This window comes from Burkholderia sp. 9779_493 (assembly GCF_015712215.1).
Lineage (GTDB): Bacteria > Pseudomonadota > Gammaproteobacteria > Burkholderiales > Burkholderiaceae > Burkholderia > Burkholderia cenocepacia.
This window is the reverse complement of sequence record NZ_JACCQA010000010.1, coordinates 188,345-207,299: the sequence shown is the minus strand read 5'-3', so window position 1 is coordinate 207,299 and position 18,955 is coordinate 188,345. Positions and strand designations below refer to the sequence as shown.

12 protein-coding genes are annotated in these 18,955 nt (G+C 66.9%); 8 read left to right on the top strand and 4 right to left on the bottom strand.

Annotated elements, in window-relative coordinates:
• Nucleotides 1-39: 39 nt before the first annotated feature.
• The 4 genes from H0X95_RS13090 to H0X95_RS13075 form a co-directional block, all read right to left on the bottom strand.
• Nucleotides 40-3,453, bottom strand: a complete 3,414-nt coding sequence (locus H0X95_RS13090) for a transglutaminase family protein (RefSeq protein WP_059723187.1) — start codon at nt 3,451-3,453, stop codon at nt 40-42.
• 93 nt (nt 3,454-3,546) lie between these two features.
• Entirely contained in the window at nt 3,547-4,530 is a 984-nt protein-coding gene (locus H0X95_RS13085; RefSeq protein WP_006481639.1) for a transglutaminase family protein, read from the bottom strand.
• A gap of 8 nt (nt 4,531-4,538) precedes the next feature.
• Entirely contained in the window at nt 4,539-5,480 is a 942-nt protein-coding gene (locus tag H0X95_RS13080; protein ID WP_196446075.1) for an alpha-E domain-containing protein, read from the bottom strand.
• Nucleotides 5,481-5,544: 64 nt separating this feature from the next.
• Nucleotides 5,545-6,960: a circularly permuted type 2 ATP-grasp protein gene (locus H0X95_RS13075; RefSeq protein ID WP_006481635.1), complete on the bottom strand. Its 1,416-nt coding sequence runs from the start codon at nt 6,958-6,960 to the stop codon at nt 5,545-5,547.
• 588 nt (nt 6,961-7,548) lie between these two features.
• Here H0X95_RS13075 and H0X95_RS13070 point away from each other — a divergent pair.
• The 8 genes from H0X95_RS13070 to glmS all read left to right on the top strand — a co-directional run bounded on the left by H0X95_RS13070 (nt 7,549) and on the right by glmS (nt 18,949).
• A complete protein-coding gene (locus H0X95_RS13070; protein ID WP_006481636.1) occupies nt 7,549-8,544 on the top strand; it encodes a LysR substrate-binding domain-containing protein in 996 nt (331 codons plus the stop codon).
• A 633-nt stretch (nt 8,545-9,177) separates the two neighbouring features.
• The gene (locus H0X95_RS13065) at nt 9,178-9,603 is read left to right on the top strand and encodes a hypothetical protein (protein ID WP_034178463.1); all 426 of its coding nucleotides are present in this window, start codon (nt 9,178-9,180) and stop codon (nt 9,601-9,603) included.
• Nucleotides 9,604-9,665: 62 nt separating this feature from the next.
• A complete protein-coding gene (locus tag H0X95_RS13060; RefSeq protein WP_059723183.1) occupies nt 9,666-10,424 on the top strand; it encodes a hypothetical protein in 759 nt (252 codons plus the stop codon).
• Between the two features lie 104 nt (nt 10,425-10,528).
• Nucleotides 10,529-13,162 carry a poly-beta-1,6 N-acetyl-D-glucosamine export porin PgaA gene (pgaA, locus tag H0X95_RS13055; protein WP_196446074.1) on the top strand — a complete coding sequence of 878 codons (2,634 nt, stop codon included), beginning with the start codon at nt 10,529-10,531 and terminating at the stop codon, nt 13,160-13,162.
• A gap of 17 nt (nt 13,163-13,179) precedes the next feature.
• Nucleotides 13,180-15,273 carry a poly-beta-1,6-N-acetyl-D-glucosamine N-deacetylase PgaB gene (gene pgaB / locus H0X95_RS13050; RefSeq protein WP_034178464.1) on the top strand — a complete coding sequence of 698 codons (2,094 nt, stop codon included), beginning with the start codon at nt 13,180-13,182 and terminating at the stop codon, nt 15,271-15,273.
• Nucleotides 15,270-16,541, top strand: a complete 1,272-nt coding sequence (gene pgaC, locus H0X95_RS13045) for a poly-beta-1,6-N-acetyl-D-glucosamine synthase (RefSeq protein ID WP_006488682.1) — start codon at nt 15,270-15,272, stop codon at nt 16,539-16,541. The genes pgaB and pgaC overlap by 4 nt, the downstream gene beginning before the upstream one ends.
• Nucleotides 16,519-17,007, top strand: coding sequence for a hypothetical protein (locus H0X95_RS13040; protein ID WP_006488692.1), 489 nt, complete (start codon nt 16,519-16,521; stop codon nt 17,005-17,007). Before pgaC ends, H0X95_RS13040 begins: the two co-directional genes overlap by 23 nt.
• Nucleotides 17,008-17,125: 118 nt before the next feature.
• Nucleotides 17,126-18,949 carry a glutamine--fructose-6-phosphate transaminase (isomerizing) gene (glmS, locus tag H0X95_RS13035; protein ID WP_059723176.1) on the top strand — a complete coding sequence of 608 codons (1,824 nt, stop codon included), beginning with the start codon at nt 17,126-17,128 and terminating at the stop codon, nt 18,947-18,949.
• The last annotated feature ends 6 nt before the right edge of the window (nt 18,950-18,955 follow it).

The window sequence follows — 18,955 nt, the reverse complement described above, 5'->3', positions numbered from 1 at the left end:
TGCGCGCCGCGCATCGTCGTCCGCCCCGTCATCGGTCGATCAAGGCCGCCGCAAGTCCAGCGTGAACGGAAATTCGCGGCTCGGCGCGGCGGCCGCGACCTCCATCCGGCCCGGCGTGTGCCCCATCTCGACGAAGCGCGCGAGCCGGCGGCTCTCGGCTTCGTACGCGTTGACCGGGAACGTCGCGTAATTGCGCCCGCCCGGATGCGCGACGTGATACCGGCAGCCGCCGAGCGAGCGCTGCAACCACGTATCGACGATGTCGAACGTGAGCGGCGCGTGCACGCCGATGGTCGGATGCAGCGCCGACGGCGGCGCCCACGCCTTGTAGCGCACGCCCGCGACGTACTCGCCGACGGTGCCGGTCGGCTGCAGCGGCAGCGCGCGGCCGTTGACGGTCACGACGTGCCGGTTGTCGTTCAGCCCCGTCACGCGCACTTCGAGCCGTTCGACCGACGAATCGACGTAGCGCACCGTGCCGCCGATCGCCCCCTCCTCGCCCATCACGTGCCACGGTTCCAGCGCGCCGCGCAGCGACAGTTGCATGCCGTTCACCGCGATCTGCCCGAACAGCGGAAAACGGAATTCGAAGTGCGGCGCGAACCACGCCGGATCGAACGCGAAACCGGCGTCGCGCAACTCGGCCAGCACGTCGTCGAAATCCATCTGGAGAAATTCCGGCAGCATGAAGCGGTCGTGCAGCGCGGTGCCCCAGCGCGTGAGCGGCGTCGTGTACGGCGTGGCCCAGAAACGCGCGACCAGCGCACGCAGCAGCAGTTGCTGCACGATGCTCATCCGCGCATGCGGCGGCATCTCGAAAGCACGCAGTTCGAGCAGGCCGAGCCGGCCGGTGGACGAGTCGGGCGAATACAGCTTGTCGATGCAGAACTCGCTGCGGTGCGTGTTGCCCGTCACGTCGATCAGCAGGTTGCGCAGCACGCGGTCGACGAGCCACGGCGGCATGTCCTGCCCGAACAGCAGCTTGTTGCGCTGGATCTCCGCGAATGCGATGTCGAGCTCGTAAAGCTGGTCGTTGCGTGCCTCGTCGACCCGCGGCGCCTGGCTCGTCGGCCCGATGAACAGCCCCGAGAACAAATACGACAGCGACGGATGGTTGTGCCAGTAGGCGATCAGGCTCGCGAGCAGATCGGGGCGGCGCAGGAACGGGCTGTCGGCCGGCGTCGCGCCGCCGAGCACGAAGTGGTTGCCGCCGCCCGTGCCGACGTGCCGCCCGTCGACCATGAACTTCTCGCTGCACAGCCGCGATTGCCACGCGGCGTCGTACAGGAATTCGGTGTGGTCGACGAGTTCGTCGAAGCTCGCGGCCGGATGGATGTTCACCTCGATCACGCCGGGATCGGGCGTCACCTGCAGCAGTTTCAGCCGTGCGTCGCGCGGCGGCGGATAGCCTTCGAGCACGAGCTTCACGCCGAGCGTGTGCGCGGTCAGCTCGATCGCGCCGAGCAGGTCGAGATAATCCTCGAGCGCGGCGAGCGGCGGCATGAACAGGTACAGGATGCCGTTGCGCACTTCGACGCACAGCGCGGTGCGCGTGATCCACGCGGCCGATTCGAAGCGCTCGGGGCGGCGATGCGGATCCCCGGCGCCCGGTCGGCCGCTCGCGGCCGCGCCGTCGTCGCGCCACTGCATCACGGTCTGCGCGGACGCTTCGCGATGCACGCCGGCCAGGTAGCGCGGCGCGTCGGCCGGGCCGGCGTAGCGGGCGCGCATGGCGGCGGCATCCGGCAATGCGTCGCGCGGCGCGAACGGATCGCGCTCGACCAGGTACGGATAATCGGCGCTGGCGGTCCACGGCAGCGAATCGAGCGGCAGCCGGTAGCCCATCGGCGAATCGCCCGGCACGAGGTACATTCGCTCGTCGCGGAAGAACCACGGGCCCGTCTGCCAGCGCGGCCCGTCGAGGCCCGGCATGTCGTCCACACGCTTCACCGGCAGCACGTAGCCGACCACGCTATCGAGCTGCTGCTCGAACACCTTGCGCAGCCGCGCGCGTTCGAGCTCGTCGTCGAGGCGCGCGTCGAACGGATCGACGTTGACGGGCAGCCGGCGCTCGCGCCACAGGTAGTACCACACGTCCTCGTAGCCGGGCCGAATGAATTCGCCGGTCAGGTTCAGCCGCGCGGCGAGCGCATCGATGAAACGCTTCGCGTCGTCGGTCGTGTACGCGGACGGTTCGCGCTCGTCGGCGAACAGCGACGGATCGTGCCACACGGGCTGGCCATCCGCGCGCCAGAAGATCGACAACGCCCAGCGCGGCAATTGCTCGCCCGGGTACCACTTGCCCTGCCCGAAATGCAGGAAGCCGCCGTCGCCGTATTCGGCGCGCAGCCGCTGCACGAGTTCGGTCGCGTAACCGCGCTTGGTCGGGCCGAGCGCATCGGTGTTCCACTCGGCGCCGTCGCGATCGTCGATCGACACGAAGGTCGGCTCGCCGCCCTGCGTGAGCCGCACGTCGCCGGCCGCCAGCGCACCGTCGACCTGCGTGCCGAGCGCGAGCACGGCGTCCCACTGCGCTTCCGTATACGGTTTCGTCACGCGCGGCGATTCGTACACGCGCGTCACGCTCATCTCGTGCTCGAACGACACCTCGCACTCGTCGATCAGCCCTTCGACCGGCGCGGCACTCGTCGGCTGCGGCGTGCAGGCGAGCGGAATATGCCCTTCTCCGGCGAGCAGGCCCGACGTCGGATCGAAGCCGATCCAGCCGGCGCCCGGCAAGTAGACCTCGCACCATGCGTGCAGGTCGGTGAAATCGACCGACGTGCCGCTGGGGCCGTCGAGCGATTTGACGTCGGGGGTGAGCTGGATCAGGTAGCCCGACACGAAGCGCGCGGCGATGCCCAGATGGCGACACAGCTGCACGAGCAGCCACGCGCTGTCGCGGCACGAGCCGCATGCGAGTTCGAGCGTTTGCGCGGGCGTCTGCACGCCCGGCTCCATCCGCACGAGATAGCCGATGTCGCGCTGAAGCTGCTGGTTCAGCGCGACGAGGAAGTTCACGGTGCCGGCCGGCGTGCGGTCGACGGCGTCGAGATACGTGCGGAACAGCGGCGCGGCGCTCGTCTGCGGGTCGCACGCGAGATACGGCGCGAGCTCGGTCTTCAGCGCGTCGTCATAGCTGAACGGGTATTGTTCCGCGCTCGCTTCGAGGAAGAAATCGAACGGGTTGTACACCGACATCTCGGCGACGAGATCGATCGTGATCTCGAAGTGCTCGGTTCGCTCCGGAAACACGAGCCGCGCGAGATAGTTCGAGAACGGGTCCTGCTGCCAGTTGATGAAGTGCTGCGCGGGCTCGACCGTCATCGAATACGCGAGGATCGGCGTCCGGCAATGCGGCGCGGGCCGCAGCCGCACGACCTGCGGGCCGAGGTTGACGAGCCGGTCGTAGCGATAGCGGGTGGTGTGATGCAGCGCGACGTGGATGGACATGGGAGCTCGGATCGGGTTGGGCCGGCCGCGCGCGCCGCGTCGCTGTCGACGCGGCGGCCCGGCATGGCGGATTCGGCGAAAGCGCGCGGCGGGTCAGACGAGTTCCGGCGTCTGCACGACGCTGATCTCGACGCCGACGGCCGTCGCGCCGAGCCCCGTCACCGGCTGCGCGTCGCGATGGTCGAGGCCGACCGCGATGCGCACGTAGCGTTCGTCCGGGCAACGGTTCATGAACGGGTCGAAGCCGACCCAGCCGAGCCCTTCGACATAGGCTTCGGCCCATGCATGGCCGGCCGGCTGCTGCATCAGCGCGGCGGCTTGCGGCTGCGCGCCGAGCGCCGGTTGCGGCTGCCCCTGCGATTGCGACTGCACCGCATGCGACGCGCCGAGCATCTGGTGCATCCCGTCGCCGCTCTGCAGCGCGAGTGCTTCCTCTTCCTCGACGTCGCCCGCCTGCTGCTTCGCATCGGCGATGCGCTGCATCGCGCTGTCGGCCAGCACGTAGCCCGAGATGTAGCGCGCGGGGATCTTCAGCGCCCGGGCGGCCGCGATGAACGCGTGCGCATGGTCGCGGCTCGTGCCCTCGCCGCTTTGCAGCGCGGTTTCCGCATCGACGGGCGCATCGGCGGCCAGGTTCGGCGCGTACGCGATGCGGCCGTGCACCTCCGTCATCAGCCAGTGCAATGCGTCGAGGCCGTGCGGCTCGATCGGCAGCGCCTGCGTCAGCGCATGCACGGTGTCGCCCGCTTTCGTGAGCGCGGTCTCGCGCTCGAAGATCCACGGCGGCGCATAGCCCTCGGGATTCCCGAGAATGCCCGCGCGGTCCTGCGTCTCGACGACGCCGGCCGCGACGACGACGATCTCGTCTTTCGCGCCGCGATCGTGGCGCACGAGGTCGATCCGGTTGCCGAGCCCGTCGGCGTACGACAGCGTCGGCTCGACGCCGTCGATCGTGACCTGCCACGCGCGCACCGTCTGCCCGGGGCCCGACTGCGGGCGCAGCCGCAACCGTTGCAGTGCGTGGGAAGCTTGATCGTCGAACTGATAACGCGAAATGTGTCGGATGGCGAGTCGCATGGCAAGTCTCAGTCGAAGTTGTAAGCCTGGGCGACTTCGAGCCCGAGGCTGTTGTTGCGGCCGATGAAGTCGGTCAGGAACTCGTGCAGGCCGCTCTTGAAGATCCGCTCGACCGAGGTATCGGACAGCATTTGCAGGATCTTCGTGGCCGTGTCGTGACACGGGTGTGTCACGCCGTAATCCTTCGCGAGCAGGTTCAGGCTCGACACGACGCGCCCGTAGCAATAGCGCAGCGAACGCGGCATGCGGCCGTTCAGGATCAGGTAGTCGGCGATGTTCAGCGGCTTGTACTGCACGTCGTACACCCAGCGGTACGAACGATGCGCGGCCACGCAGCGCAGGATCGTCTCCCATTGGTAGTTGTCGAGGATCGTGCCGACGTGCGACACCGACGGCAGCAGCAGGTGGTACTTCACGTCGATGATCCGCGCGGTGTTGTCCGCGCGTTCGATGAAGGCGCCGATCTGCGCGAAATCGAAGATCTCGTTGCGCAGCATCGTGCTGTAGAAGCTGCCGAGGATCAGCGCGGTTTCGCGCTTCACCTGGTCGAGCACGGCCGGCAGCTCGCTTTCCGGCACCGGCTGCGCGAACGCGCGGCGCAGCGCGAGCCACGCGCCGTTCACGCTCTCCCACGCCTCGCGCGTCAGCGCCGTGCGCACCATCCGCGCATTCGAGCGCGCGGCCTCGATGCACGACAGCACGCTCGACGGGTTGTCGCGGTCGCGCAGCAGGTAGTCGGTCACGGTATCGGCCGCATACGCTTCGTATTTCTGCCGGTAGCCGTCGTCCGCGCCCGAGCTGACCAGCACCGACGACCATTCGGCCGGCGCGTCGGACGTGCGCGTGAGCGCCATCCGCAGCCCGGCATCGACGATGCGCGCGATGTTCTCCGCGCGCTCGATATAGCGGTACATCCAGTAGAGCCCGCTCGCAGTTCGTCCCAGAAGCATCTCGTGTCCACTCCGTCTTCGTTCGGTTCGCGCGCCGGCTCCGGCGCGCGCGGTCGCATCCGGCTCAGTCGGCCAGCACCCAGGTGTCCTTGGTGCCGCCGCCCTGGCTCGAGTTGACGACGAGCGATCCTTCCTTCAGCGCGACGCGCGTGAGCCCGCCCGGCGTGATGCGGATCCGGTCCGACACCAGCACGAACGGCCGCAGGTCGACGTGGCGCGGCGCGAGGCCGGCGTCGGTCAGGATCGGCGTCGTGGACAACGCAAGCGTCGGTTGCGCGATGTAGTTCGCGGGGCGCGCGCGCAGCTTCGCGGAAAACGCCTCGAGCTCGGCCTTCGACGCGCACGGCCCGACCAGCATCCCGTAGCCGCCCGAGCCGTGCACCTCCTTCACGACCAGTTCGTCGAGATGCTCGAGCACGTACTTCAGGCTGTCGGCCTCACCGCAGCGCCAGGTCGGCACGTTCTCCAGCAGCGCCTTGCGGCCCGTGTAGAACTCGACGATCTCCGGCATGTACGAGTAGATCGCCTTGTCGTCGGCGATGCCGGTGCCGGGCGCATTCGCGATCGTGATGTTGCCCGCGCGGTACACGTCCATGATGCCTGCCACGCCGAGCACCGAATCGGGGCGGAACGTGAGCGGATCGAGGAACGCATCGTCGACGCGGCGGTACAGCACGTCGATCGGCTGGAAGCCTTCGGTCGTGCGCATCGCGACGCGGCCGTCGATCACCTGCAGGTCGCTGCCCTCGACGAGGTGCACGCCCATCTGGTCGGCGAGGAACGAATGTTCGTAGTACGCGGAATTGTGGATGCCGGGCGTAAGCACGGCGATGGTCGGATTGTCGGCGTTGCCGCCCGGCGGGCATACGGCCGCGAGCGACTGGCGCAGCATCTGCGGGTAGGTTTCGACCGGGCGCACCTTCACCTGCTGGAACAGCTCGGGAAAGAGCTGCATCATCGTTTCGCGGTTTTCCAGCATGTAGGACACGCCGGACGGCGTGCGCGCGTTGTCCTCCAGCACGTAGAACGCGTTCTCGCCGGTGCGCACGATGTCGACGCCAATGATGTGCGTGTAAACGTTTCCCGGCGGCCGGAAATCGATCATCTCCGGGATGAACGCTTCGTTGTGCGCGATCAGGTGCTTCGGCACGATGCCCGCGCGCACGATTTCCTGGCGGTGATAGATGTCGTCGAGGAATGCGTTCAGCGCCATCACGCGCTGCTCGATGCCGAGCGACAGCCGGCTCCATTCCGCCCCGGAGATGATGCGCGGGACGATGTCGAACGGAATCAGCCGCTCGGCGGCCTCCGCGTCGCCGTACACGGCGAACGTGATGCCCGTCTTGCGGAACACGCCTTCCGCGTCGTGGGCCTTCTGGGCGAGGCTCGCGGGATTCTGCGTGTCGAGCCATTGCTTCAGGCGCGCGTAAGGCGCCCTTACCATGTCGCCGGATTGCAGCATTTCATCGAATGGCTTCATCGATCTTTTCTCCATCGATCGTTTTCCCCGGCATTGCGCATGCCGGACCGGCGTACTGAATGCTTTGCAAGGAACGTGCCTTGCTCGACCCCGTCGATATCCCCCTGTTTTTGCGCCGCGCCAGGCACGCCGGCGCGGCATTGCGCACCACAACGGTGCAACCCCCGACGCGACGGGCGCTTGCGGTGCGCCGTGAACGCGCACGGCCGATGCTGCGCCGCGTTCGACGAACATAGTTCTCCCGCGTGTCATGAATGTGCAATCTGCACTGCACCAAAAGTGGCGGGCCCGCGCCCCGGAACGATCGGGGCGGGCGGGCCGGCGCGCGCACGGCGCAGCCGGCCCTGGGGGGAAGTACCGTCCGCGGCGGCGCGGACAGTCCGACGCGGTGAACTGTCCGGTTAAGCCGGGTCCGGCACCTCAACGCTATGCAGCCGTAATCCCGGCGACAACGCCCATGCATATTTCGACTGACACCGATCGAAAAAAAACATCGGCTCGACCGGCGCGAGGCGCGGTACGCTAGAACGTTGGTGCGGCAGACGGCGCCGCCTTTCAGGCGCCCGACTATAAAAAGCGAAGATCGAAATGGAAGCAAAGTGGCTGGAAGATTTCCTGAGCCTTGCGGATACCAAGAGCTTTTCCCGGGCCGCGCGTCACCGGCACCTGACGCAGTCGGCATTCAGCAGACGAATCGCCGCGCTCGAAACCTGGATGGACGCGAAGCTGGTCGACCGCAGCATCAACCCGATCACGCTGACGCCCGCCGGCCAGATGTTCCGCGGGCTGGCCGCGGACATCCTGCGCAGCATGTATGCGGCGCGCAACCTCGTGAACGGCTACGACCAGTTCGCGGCGAGCGACCAGGTTGTGCGTTTCGCCGTCGCGCATACGCTCGTGTTCACGCTGTTTCCCGAATGGCTCAAGCAGCTCAACGGCGAGGTCGGCCACGTCACTGCCCGCGTCAATGCGGTGAACGTGCCGGAAGGCGTCCAGCAACTGGTCGAAGGCGAATGCGATTTGCTGCTCGGCTATCACCATCCGCAGTTGCCGATCGTGCTCGACCCGAATCACTTCCCGTTCGTCAGTCTCGGCGTCGAACGCATCCTGCCCGTGTCGACACCCGATGCACGCGGCGAGCCGGTGTTCCAGCTGCCCGGCACGCCCGATGCCCCGCTGCCGCTGCTCGCGTATTCGTCGGGCGCCTTTCTCGGCAACATCGTCGAGATGCTGTTGCTGAATGCGACCGAGCCGTACGTGCTGCACCGGTGTTTCGAAACGCACATGTCCGAGGCGCTGAAAGGCATGGTCGTGGCCGGGCACGGCATCGGCTGGCTGCCGGAAAGCTGCGTCGCGAAGGAGCTCGCAGACGGCACGCTCGTGTGCGCGGGCACCGGCGACTGGATCACCGAACTCGAAATCCGCCTGTATCGGTCGGCGCGCAAACGCGGGCTCGCGGCGGAGCAGCTGTGGACCTACATCATGAACCGGCCGCACGCGGCGATCGACGGTGCGACAGGCATTGAAGAAGCGGCCGCCCCGGCGATGCGCAGCGCGCGGCGAAGCGCGGGCGGCAGCCGCTGATGGCATATTCGCGCCGTGGATATCCGCGGCGCGAATACGCGTTCTCCCGATAGCAATCGATAATCCCGTCGGACTCCGTAAAATCCCTCAACGGCTCTTAATCGATCTCCCGAACACGCAAACGTTTGCGATTCATGTCGTATTTTTTACTGTTTTCGGTATTAAGTAAGAATAATCGGCCCGCCTTTCCAGACAGAAATACCTTGTTACACAAGTTTCGATTTACCTGTAACTGCCGGAATCATCAAAAACGTCGCACCCTCATTTCACGATGTGCGACCTGTATCCGGACCTTCATCGATTCGCCTCGAATACAGGCGCAAGAGTTTCTTTTATCAGTCGTTATTTTTCGGCACGAACGTCGATACCTCCGACGTGATTCAAAGCGTGCTCGATCATCGCTACCGAAGAGCAATTTTCATGTTCGGCAATATCGACTTTATTCAGCATTAAGTGATCCTCAGCAATCCATCCTTATCCTATTTAAATAGGATCTTTCACCCCCGTCCCATTCCGACCACACGCGGTTGTTGGTTCAAAAACCATCGTGTATCAATAGCGTGTCGCAAAAAGAACGTTGGCAAATTCGACTCGGAGTCGATGCACGTCATCGATTCCGGACGGGAGATTGCAATGTCACCCTCGCTTCGACAGCATGCTCGCGCTTTCCTGAGCGTCTTCGTCTCCACGCTATGCATGAACGCCATGGCCCAGACACCGGCGGCCTCCTCACCGGCGTCCGGGCCGGGGGCGAACCGGTACGTGATTTCGTATATCTGCGGCGATGCGCGGATCGACGGCACCGCACCGCTTCCCCCCGACGGGCGTCCGTACAACCTGGGCGTGTCGTTCGTCTCGGAACATACCGGGCAGCCGCTCTCCAACGTGCAGGTGCGCCTGCGCCGACATGGGCGCGTGCTGGTCGAATTCGCCGCATCGGGATCGCGCTGCCTGTTCAGCGTGCCCGATGCGAGCTACCGGGTCGAAGGGACCTATCAGGGAGCAACCCAGTTCGCGATCGTCGAGACGGGCACGCTCACGACGCAGTTGCGCTGGTGAACGTCGCGCCGCCCCTCTCCGATCGCGCCAATCGTGGACCGCATCGAATCAAGGAGTCTTGCATGCCTCGTGCAGAACGACCGGACGGCTCGCCCGCCCGTCAGCCGAAACCCTCGTGGGGTCCGGGAAAGAACGCGGCGCTCAGCGTCGCCGCATTTGCCGCGATCTTCGGTGCCTTCGCGTACGTCGAGCGGGACACGAGGGTCGGCCATGCGAGCGTGACGCACGATATCGCCCGCGTGATCGGAAACGCCGTCGGCAAGTCCCGCGAGCTCATCGTGGCGGCAACCGGCCGCGTGTCCGGCACCGCCGCGCCAGCCGGCTCGACCTCGACGTTCGCGCAGGCCGGACCGGTTCCGCCGTCCGCCTCCGCGCCCCCCGCCGTGTCGGCCGTGGTCGAACCGGCCGTGCCGCCGCAAACGGCGGCCCGCTCCGACACGACACGTACGCGCCCCGCGCACGTGCCGCCGACGAGGCTGGCGGCCAATCCGCACGCCGCGTCGACCGGCAGTCGCACGACGCGCCCGGGCGACACGCACCGGACGTCACGTTCGCAGACGCTGGCGCGCACGAGAAAACACCCCGACCCCGTGCCGAAACCGCAACCGCAGTCGTATGTCGCGGGCACGTCGCACATGGAGGCCACCAGCGTCACGCACGATGAGCTGGAAGGCGCCCGCGCTCTGGCCAAGGCGCGCTGGTGCGCACAGATCGACGAATGGAGCTGTGTGGAGCAAAACGCGAGCCGTGCACTCGCCATCGACCCGAAGAACAGCGAATCGCGCGCGCTGCTTGGACAAGCGATCCGCAACCGCCTGTGACCTGGCCGGATCCCGCCGGGCCTCGCCGCCCGACGGGGCGACGGCCGGCGACGAGCGCCGTCGGGCGTGCAACCGATGTGATCGTTTCAAAGTGAGGACACACCGTGGCCAACAATCGTCAACAACAATGCACCACCGTCGCTCCGCCGAACCGGCGGATCCTCCTGCATGCGCCGTTGCTGTGCCTGCTCGTCGCGTCCGGCCCGTGTCTTGCCGCCGAAGGCGACGCGGAACCGGGCAGCGCGAGCGAAATCGCCGGGTCCCGCGGCGCGCCTGACGCGTTGCCGCCCGACCTGCAGCCGACGGGCGCGTCGACGCAGGCCGCGCCGGGTTCGGGCACGCAGCCGCCGCTTGCGCCAACGCCGATCGCGCAAGCGTCGGACGCATCGATGCAGATCGCGCAGGCGCCGAACCCGGCGATGCCGACCACGGTCGTGGTGGACCCGGATGCGCCGCAGCCGGGCGCGCCATCGACGAATGCACCCACGCCGGCCGCGCAAGCGTCGAATGCGCCGATGCTGCTGGCGCAGGCATTCGACACGCCGCCGGGTACGCCGCGGCCACGCACGCAAACGTCCGAGGCACCGCGGCAGCGCGCCCAGGCCACGACCACCGCACCGCCGGCTACACCGACCACACCCGCTACGCCGACGCTCACCGCGCAGGCATCCGGCACGCCGATGCCGAATTCGCCCGCGCCCATGACCCAGCCGTCCGGCGCCGAACCGCCGTCGTCCCGGCAACCGAATTCGCAGTCGCCCGGCGCGCAGCTCCCCGGCGAGCCGATCCAGCGATCGCAAGGGCCCGACGTCCAGGCACCGAATGCGCAGGCGCCGAACCTCCGCACGGCCGATGTCGCGACGGTGCGCAACGACGTGTTCGGCCTCGCGGCGAGCGGCGGCGCGGTCAAGGCGCTCGACGAAGCGAAGGCGCGGCCCGACGCGTTCTCCGCCGTCGACATCGCGCAACTGGAAGAACTGTCGATTCGCCAGCAAGTGCGCGGCGGACGCGACAAGTCGCGCTCGATGACGAGTTCGGACCGCTTCGACGGAATCGACAGCGCCCTGCGTGCGGCGGACGACCTCGACAAGCGGATACCGCCCACGCCCGAGTACACGCCGGTCCGCACCGCGCTCGCGGGCGACCGGGTCGTCGCCCTTGCGGCACGCGGCGACATGAAGACGGCCGTCGCGACGTTCGAGACGATTCCGTCCAACGCGGAAATCTCGATCGACGCACTGGCGGCCGTCGGCGACGCGTACCTGTACCTGGGCGAGCCGGCCAAGGCGAACGCCGTGTACGCGCGTGCGCTGAAGCAGGCCACCGCATCGCCGAGCGATCGCGCGACGCGCGGCTTCCAGTATGGCGCCCGCACGCAGCCGATCGAGCTGCGCGAAGGGCTGTTCTGGTCGTACGTCGACCAGGCACGCGCGCCGGAAGCGAAGCAGGTGCTCGACGACATGGAGAAGTCGCTGCCGCCCGCCAAGCAGGTGACCAACGTCGGTCCCGGAGAAAGCGACTATCTGCGTTACTACCGGTTGCGCGCGCAATACCTGATCTTCACGGGTCACGCCGACCAGGGGATCGCCGCCCTCGAACAGCTCGAGAAAGAGGTGCCGTTCAACGCGGAGATCCGCGCCGCGCACGCCGATGCGGTGTCGGGCCAATCGCATCCACGCCAGGCGATCTCGATGTATCGCGCGTCGCTGACCGATCACCCGGACAGCGTCGAGATGCTCGCGGGCCTCGGCCGCGCATCGCTCACGGCGGACGACTACGCGACCGCGAAGACCGTCGACCAGACGCTGGGCAACACGTTCCCGGACACCGGCGCCGTGCGCGGCTTCAAGCGCGACTACAAGGCCTACCGCAGCCCCGTGTTCACGACCGACCTGGGCTTCGAGCACGGCAACAGCGCGCTGGCCGACAACAGCTTCACGTCGGACAGCTACATCTACTCGCAACCGTTCGGCGACAACTGGCGGGTCTTCGCGCATACGTTCTACGGCCATGCGCAAACCGACGGCGGCAGCGTCAGCCGCACACGCACGGGCATCGGCGGCGACTACCGGCACGGGCCGCTCACCGTGCTGGGCGAGGTCACGCGCTCGCTGGGCGGAGACGGCCGAACCGGCGGCCGCGGCACGATCGCGTACGCGCTGAACGACTACTGGACGGTCAGCGCGGGGCTCGACACCAACGACAACTCGCTGCCGTGGAAAGCGTATGCCGCGCACATCTGGGGCCGCTCCGCGAACGTCGAGGTCGTGTATCGCCAGAACGACCGGCGCGAAGTCAAGCTGAGTTACGGCGTGAGCCGCTACAGCGATTCGAACCTGCACCAGGAAATCGCGGCGACCGCCACGCAGCGCGTGTACACGTCCGCGAACCAGCTCGTCAACGTCTCGCTGAATCTCGGCACCGACAGCAACACGCGCCATGACGCGCCCTACTTCAGCCCCGGTCGCGACTACGCGGCCGCGGCGACCGTCATGCATCAGCTGACGCTGTGGAAGAAAGGCGACACGGGGCTGCAGCAGCGCGTGTCGGTGTCGGGCGGCGTGTACAACGAGCGCGGCTTCGGCACCAGCCCGCTGTGGAGCGCGCGTCTCGAGCACGCGTGGACGTTCAAGCACGACATCACGCTGAGCTACGGCGTCGAGGTCAGCAGCCACGCATACGACGGCCAGCGCGAGCGCTCCGAAACCGGCTTCCTGTCGCTCAACCTGCCGTTTTAGCAAGGAGATCGGCAATGCTGCAATCCAGACGGACCTTCATGTGCGGATGCCTCGGCACGTTTGCCGCCTGTTCGCTGTTCCCGGGCGTGACCAACGCCAAGATGATCGACCTGCTGCCGCCGTCCGATCCGGCCGACGGCAAGACGTTCCGCGTGATCTGCATGCACGACGTGCGCGACAACCTGATGGCGTCGTTTTCGTCGCCGACGGCGATCATCGATCCGTTCGCGGTCGATACCGGCACGCTCACCGCGATCTTCTCGTGGCTGCAGACCAACAACTACCACACCATCACGGTCAAGCAGATCGAGGAATCGCGGCACGGCGGCAAGCCGCTGCCGCCGCGCTCGGTGCTGCTCACGTTCGACGACGGCTTTCGCAGCCACTACACGAAGGTGCTGCCGCTGCTCGAGCGCTTCAAGTATCCGGCCGTGATGGGCCTCGTCACCGCGTGGATCGATACCCCGGCGGATACGCCGATCCGCATCAGCGACAAGGTGCAGGTGCCGCGCGACTACTTCCTGTCGTGGGACGAGGTGAAGAAGCTCGGGCAGTCGGAATTCGTCGAGCTCGGCTGCCACACCCACAATCTCCACCACGGTGCGATCGCGAATCCGCAAGGCAACGAGTTACCGGCGACCACGTCGCATCTCTACCTGCAAGACCAGAAACGCTATGAAACCGACGCCGAATTCCACGCCCGCGTGCACGACGACCTGCAGACGTGCGTGCGGCAGATCCGCGAGCGCACCGGCCTCGTCGCACGCTCGATGGTGTGGCCGTACGGCGCGGAAAACCAGCCGGTGCGCCAGATCTCGACGTCGCTCGGCATGGACATCCAGTTCAGTCTCGACGCCGGCCCGAATACGCCGGACGTGCCGCTGGACCGGCTGAGACGGATCCTGATGATGTACGACGTCGATATCGGCGGTTTCGAGCGCTCGATGCGCGAGCCGGCGTCCAACCGCGGCGACGTCGACGTGCCCGAGCGCACCGTGCAGGTCGATCTCGACCAGGTCTACGACCCCGATCCCGCGCGACAAGAAGCGAATCTCGGCAAGCTGATCGAGCGCATCTACCGGATGCAGCCGAAATCGGTGTACCTGCAGGCGTATGCGGACCCGAAGGGCACGGGCGTGGCCGAAGCGGTGTATTTCCCGAACCGGCACCTGCCGATGCGTTCCGACCTGTTCTCGCGTGCCGCGTGGCAGCTCAATACGCGCGCCAACGTGCAGGTGTACGCATGGATGCCGGTGCTCGCGTTCCGGCCGCCCGCCGACAAGCTCCGCTCGCTCGAAGCCGTCAGCGCATTCGGCGGCGCGCCGGCCCGCGAGAACGGCACGCGCGTGTTCCGGCTGAGCCCGTTCGATCCCGATGCGCGCCTGATGATCCAGCAGATCTACGAGGATCTCAGCAAGCACGCGTCGTTCAGCGGCATCCTGTTCAGCGACGACGCGGTGCTCGACGACTACGAGGATGGGGGCCGGCATGCGCTGCGCACCTATTCGCAATGGGGGCTGCCGGCCGACATCGGCAAGATCCGCGAGAACCCCGACCTGATGAAGCGCTGGACGCACCAGAAGACGCGCTACCTGATCGACATGACCCGGCAGCTCGAGCAGATCGTGCTGGCCCACCAGAACGTCGGCGACGTGCTGACCGCGCGCAACATCTTCGCGATGCCGGTGCTCAAGCCCGAATCGGAAGCGTGGTTCGCGCAGAACTACGACGATTTCCTCGCCGCCTACGACTACGTCGCGCTGATGGCGATGCCGTACATGGAACAGGCGAAGGACCCCGACGGCTGGCTCGACCAGCTCGTGAAGGCGGTACGCACGAAGCAGCGCGGGCTGCAGCGCACCGTGTTCGAACTGCAGGCGTACGACTGGCACGGGCAGAAGGCGGTGCCGGCCGGCACGCTGCTCGCGCAGATGCGGCGGCTGCGCAGCGAGGGCGCCGTGAATTTCGGCTACTACCCCGACAACTTCCTGAACGGCCAGCCTGAGCTCGACGCGATGCGCGACGTGATGTCGCTGAAGTCGCGCCTCGACCCCACCTCGATCAACGCGCTGATGCAGATGCAGCAGTCGCACGGAACCAAGACGCCATGACCACCCACAGCCTGATCCAGCGCCTGCAGGATTTCGTCTTCTACTATCCGTTCTTCATGTCGTATCTGTGGATGATCGGCGGCGTCGTGCACTACTTCCTGCTCGAGGAAGGCCGCGAGCTGTCGACGCGCACGATCGCGTCGAGCGGCATCCCGAAAGTCTCGATCGTCGTGCCCTGCTTCAACGAAGCCGCGAACGCGCGCAGCGTGATCGGCCACCTGAACGGGATGCAGTATCCGAACTACGACATCATCGCGGTCAACGACGGCAGCAAGGACCGCACCGGCGAGATCCTCAACGAGCTGGCCGTCGAGATTCCGCGGCTGCTCGTGATCCATCACGCGCGCAACGAAGGCAAGGCGGTCGGGCTCACGACCGCGGCGGCCGTGTCGAACGCGGAATACCTGCTGTGCATCGACGGCGACGCGCTGCTCGCGCACGATGCGATCGGCTGGATGCTCGAGCATTTCCTGACCGATCCGGGCGTGGGCGCGGTGACCGGCAACCCGCGCATCCGCACGCGCACGTCGCTGCTCGGCCGCATGCAGGTCGGCGAATTCTCGTCGATCGTCGGGCTGATCAAGCGCACGCAGCAGGTGTACGGCCGCATCTTCACGGTGTCGGGCGTGATCACGATGTTCCGCAAGACCGCGCTCGCCGATGTCGGCTACTGGAGCTCGGACATGCTCACCGAGGACATCGACATCAGCTGGAAGCTGCAGTGCCGCGACTGGCGCGTCGTGTACGAGCCGCACGCGCTCAGCTGGATCCTGATGCCGGAGACGATCAAGGGGCTCTACCGGCAGCGGCTGCGCTGGTCCAAGGGCGGCATCCAGGTGCTGCTCAAGTACGCGGGCACGCTGATGCGGCCGACCCAGATGATGATGTGGCCGCTGTTCGCCGAATACCTGATCGGCATCGCGTGGGCGTACTCGATGTCGTTCATCCTGCTGCTCGCGCTGATCGACGTCGTCTACCCGCTTCCGCCGAACTGGCATGTGTCCGTGGTGCCGCACTGGCACGGGATGCTGCTGGTCGCGACCTGCATCCTGCAGCTGATCATCGGCAGCATGATCGATCGTCGTTACGACGAAAAACTCCTGATGTACTTCCTTGACACCATCTGGTACCCCGTCGCGTTCTGGCTGATCAGCATGATCACCACCGTCATCGCCCTGCCCGCCGTCGTGCTGCGGGGCCGTGGCAAGCGCGCCGTATGGGTCAGTCCCGACCGAGGCATTCAACATGAAGAACGCGCCGATTATTGACCTTTCCCTGCGCGCCCCGCGCGACATGATCGCCGAACGCGGCAACATCGTCGGGCCCGTGCTCGTCGCATGGTTCCGCCTCGTGCGGCCCGCGCTGGTCGGGGGCGTCTGGGCATCGATCTGCATCTATACGTACCGTTACCTGTTGCCGTTCAACGAGGCCGAGATGCCGATCGAGCAGATCGTGTTCTACGTGACCAGCATCGCGCTGATCGCCGGCACGATCGTCATGTGGCTGATCGCGGGGCGCGTCGTGCATCCGTTCGCCTACCGGTTGCGCGTGTCGAAGATGCTGCGGCGCTCGGCCAGCGTGAAGGTGCGCTCGGTGCCGCCGACCGCGTTGGCAAGCGAGCGCCGGCGCGGCACGCGGCGCACCACGCGCATTCTGGTCGCGTCGCACGACGCGAACGGGTCGATTTCGGGCATCGAATGGGTCGCGCATGCCGGCCCGCAGCCCCGCGAATAAATCGCCGGAGACGTGCCGCGCCGCGCGCGACGCCTGCCGCGCGACGTGGCACCGCTTGCGGCATCGTGCTGCCGCGCGTCGCGCGCCAGCCGGCAACTTCCTGGAGACGAGGTGAATCATGTGCGGAATCGTCGGAGCAAGCGGCCTGAACAATCAGGTGCCGCAACTGGTCAATGCACTGAGCCGGCTCGAATATCGCGGCTACGATTCGTGCGGCATCGCCGTGCAGCGCGACGGGCGCCTGCGCAGCGAACGCACGCTGCGACGCGTGACGGACCTGCAGGATCGCGTGCTGACGCTCGGTCTCGAAGCGCAGACCTGCATCGCGCATACGCGCTGGGCGACGCACGGCGCGCCGTCGGAAATGAACGCGCACCCGATCATGTCGGGCGACACGATCGCGGTCGTGCACAACGGGATCATCGAGAACCACGACACGCTGCGCGCCGAGCTGCGTGAGCGCGGCTACACGTTTCGCGGGCAGACCGACACCGAAGTCATCGCGCACCTGATCCACAGCCTCTATCGCGACGACCTGTTCGACGCGGTCGTGCGCGCCGTCAAACGGCTGCACGGTGCGTACGCGATCGCGGTGCTCGGCGCGCGCGAGCCGCAGCGCCTCGTCGCCGCGCGCGCCGGCTCGCCGCTCGTGATCGGCATCGGCGCCGAGCAGAACTACCTCGCGTCCGACTGCGCGGCGCTCGGCGACCTGACCGACCGCTTCGTGTACCTGGAGGACGGCGACGTCGCGCTGATCACGCCGGAGCGCATCGCCGTGGTCGATGCGGGCGGACAGGAAGCGCGGCGCCCGTTGTGCGAAGTGAAGGCGCGCGCGGACGACGCCGCGCTCGGGCCGTATCAGCACTTCATGCAGAAGGAGATCTTCGAGCAGCCGAAGGCGATCGACAGCACGCTCGACGGCATCGACACGATCTCGCCGGTGCTGTTCGACGCGACGGAAGCCACGCGCGGGCTGCTGTCGCGGGTCAGAAGCGTGCTGCTGCTCGGCTGCGGCACCAGCTACTACGCGGGCCTGACCGCGAAATACTGGCTCGAAAGCATCGCCGGCGTGCCCGCGCAGGTCGAGATCGCCAGCGAATTCCGCTACCGCGACACGGTGGCCGATCCACGCACGCTCGTCGTCGGCATCTCGCAGTCGGGCGAAACGGCCGACACCATCGGCGCGATCGAGCAGGCGCGATCGATGGGCCAGGAACTATCGATGGCGATCTGCAACGTCGCGACCAGCACGATCGCGCGCAATGCGCCGCTGCGGTTCCTGACGAGGGCCGGCATCGAGCTCGGCGTCGCATCGACCAAGGCGTTCACCACGCAGCTCGTCGCGCTGTTCGTGCTGACGCTGACGCTCGCGCAGCTGCGCGGCCGGCTCGATGCCGCGCAGGTCGCGACGCACCTGAAGCAGTTGCGCGCGCTGCCGGACCGCATCGGCCACGCGCTCGCGCTGGAAACGCAGATCATGGGCTGGGCCGCGAAGTTCGCCCGCACCGAGAACGCGCTGTTCCTCGGCCGCGGCATCCATTTCCCGATCGCGATGGAAGGCGCGCTGAAGCTCAAGGAGGTGTCGTACATCCATGCGGAAGGCTATGCGGCCGGCGAACTGAAGCACGGGCCGCTCGCGCTCGTCACGAGCGCGATGCCGGTCGTCACGATCGCGCCGGACGACCGTCTGTTCCAGAAGCTGAAATCCAACATGGCCGAGGTGCGCGCGCGCGGCGGGCGGCTCTACGTACTGGCCGGCAATCAGCTCGAAATCGACGCCGACCGCGACACGCACCTGATCCGCGTACGCGAATCGGGCGACCTGCTGTCGCCGATCGTCAACGTGATCCCGCTGCAATTGCTCGCCTATCACGTCGGCTGTACGCGCGGCGCCGATGTCGACAAGCCGCGCAACCTCGCGAAATCGGTGACCGTCGAATGAAGCGGC